The organism is Longivirga aurantiaca (assembly GCF_042660085.1).
GTDB lineage: Bacteria > Actinomycetota > Actinomycetes > S36-B12 > CAIYMF01 > Longivirga > Longivirga aurantiaca.
In genome coordinates, this window is sequence record NZ_JBHSTI010000032.1 from 1 (window position 1) to 1,781 (window position 1,781).

The following is a 1,781-nucleotide window of genomic DNA, read 5'->3' on the forward strand; positions in this document are numbered from 1 at the left end:
CACGCCGCTGCTCGTCGACCAGGGCACCTACGACGGCCGCGACGCCGAGATCTACGTGCTCCCGTCGGTCGACCAGCCCGGGGCCTACGACGTGATCGTCGTCGCCGCCGGCTGCACGACCGGCCAGTCCGAGCTCCTCGCCTTCCGCCGCGTCGCGCCGTAGCCGTCGTACGCGGTTCGCGCAGCCCTGGCCGCGCGGGGGCAGCGGCCGAGCCGCGTCCGTGCTGGAATGCCGACCGGCCTAGGATCGTTGTGCCGGCTGCACGTCCGTGATCTCCGGGGCCGAGAGCCCCGATGTCGAGAGGCCCGAAGTGAGCACCAGCGACGTCCGCAACGTCATCATCATCGGCTCCGGCCCCGCCGGGTACACCGCGGCCATCTACGCCGCCCGCGCCCAGCTGAAGCCGCTCGTGCTCGAGGGCGCGGTCACCGCAGGCGGCGCGCTCATGAACACCACCGACGTCGAGAACTTCCCCGGCTTCCCCGAGGGGATCATGGGCCCGGCGCTCATGGAGAACCTCCGCGCGCAGGCCGAGCGCTTCGGCGCCGAGCTCGTCACCGACGACGCCGTCTCGGTCGACCTCACCGGCGCGATCAAGGTCGTGGTCGACGGCGCGGGCAACGAGTACCACGCGCACGCGGTGATCCTGGCCATGGGCTCGGGCTACCGCGAGCTCGGCGTCGAGGGCGAGAAGCGCCTCTCGGGCCACGGCGTGTCGTGGTGCGCGACCTGCGACGGCTTCTTCTTCCGCAACCAGAGCATCGCGGTCGTGGGCGGCGGCGACTCCGCGCTCGAGGAGGCGACCTTCCTCACCCGCTTCGCGGACAAGGTCACCCTCGTGCACCGCCGAGACTCGCTGCGCGCGTCGAAGATCATGCAGGAGCGGGCCCTGGCGAACGAGAAGATCGACTTCGCCTGGAACTCCGCGGTGGAGGAGGTCGTGGGCGGCGACAAGCTCGAGTCGCTCACTCTCCGCGACACCGTCACCGGCGAGACCCGCTCGCTGCCGGTCACCGGCCTGTTCGTGGCGATCGGCCACGACCCGCGCTCGGAGCTCATCAAGGGCCAGGTGCACCTGGACGAGGAGGGCTACGTGCTCGTCGAGGGCCGCAGCACGCGCACCAACCTCGAGGGTGTCTTCGCGTGCGGCGACCTCGTCGACCACACCTACCGCCAGGCCATCACCGCTGCCGGCTCGGGCTGCGCCGCGGCGCTGGACGCCGAGCGCTTCCTCGCCGCGATCGAGGCCGCCGAGAACATGCACGACGCCGCCCAGGCCCTGGCCTGACCCCCGTCCCGCACGGGATCCGACGGTCACGGACCGTCACATCCGACCGACCCCTCGTGGGGTGGGCCTCGCCGTCGTCGGCCTGACGTACGGTGGACCCTGACCTACCCCGCGACCCCGCCTGGAAGGAGCCCCTCATGGGCGCCAAGATCGTGACCGACGCGACGTTCGCGGACGAGGTCCTGCTGTCCGACAAGCCCGTCCTCGTGGACTTCTGGGCCGAGTGGTGCGGGCCGTGCAAGATGGTCTCGCCGATCCTCGAGGAGATCGCGGCGGAGAACGCCGACAAGATCACCATCGTGAAGTTCAACGTCGACGAGAACCCGCAGACCGCGGCGAGCGAGCGCATCATGTCGCTCCCCACCATGAACGTGTACCAGGGTGGCCGCGTGGTGAAGCAGATCGTGGGCGCCAAGCCCAAGGCCGCTCTCCTCAACGACCTGTCCGACTTCCTGTAAGCCGGTGACCCAGGCCGCGTCCCGACTCGGGGAC

General features: G+C 70.7%; 2 protein-coding genes. Both read left to right on the forward strand.

Features of this window, described 5'->3' with window-relative positions; genetic code table 11:
- The first annotated feature begins 311 nt into the window (after positions 1-311).
- Positions 312-1,289, forward strand: a complete 978-nt coding sequence (gene trxB, locus ACFQGU_RS16435; protein ID WP_386768781.1) for a thioredoxin-disulfide reductase — start codon at positions 312-314, stop codon at positions 1,287-1,289.
- A 137-nt stretch (positions 1,290-1,426) separates the two neighbouring features.
- Entirely contained in the window at positions 1,427-1,747 is a 321-nt protein-coding gene (trxA, locus tag ACFQGU_RS16440) for a thioredoxin (RefSeq protein ID WP_386768782.1), read from the forward strand.
- The last annotated feature ends 34 nt before the right edge of the window (positions 1,748-1,781 follow it).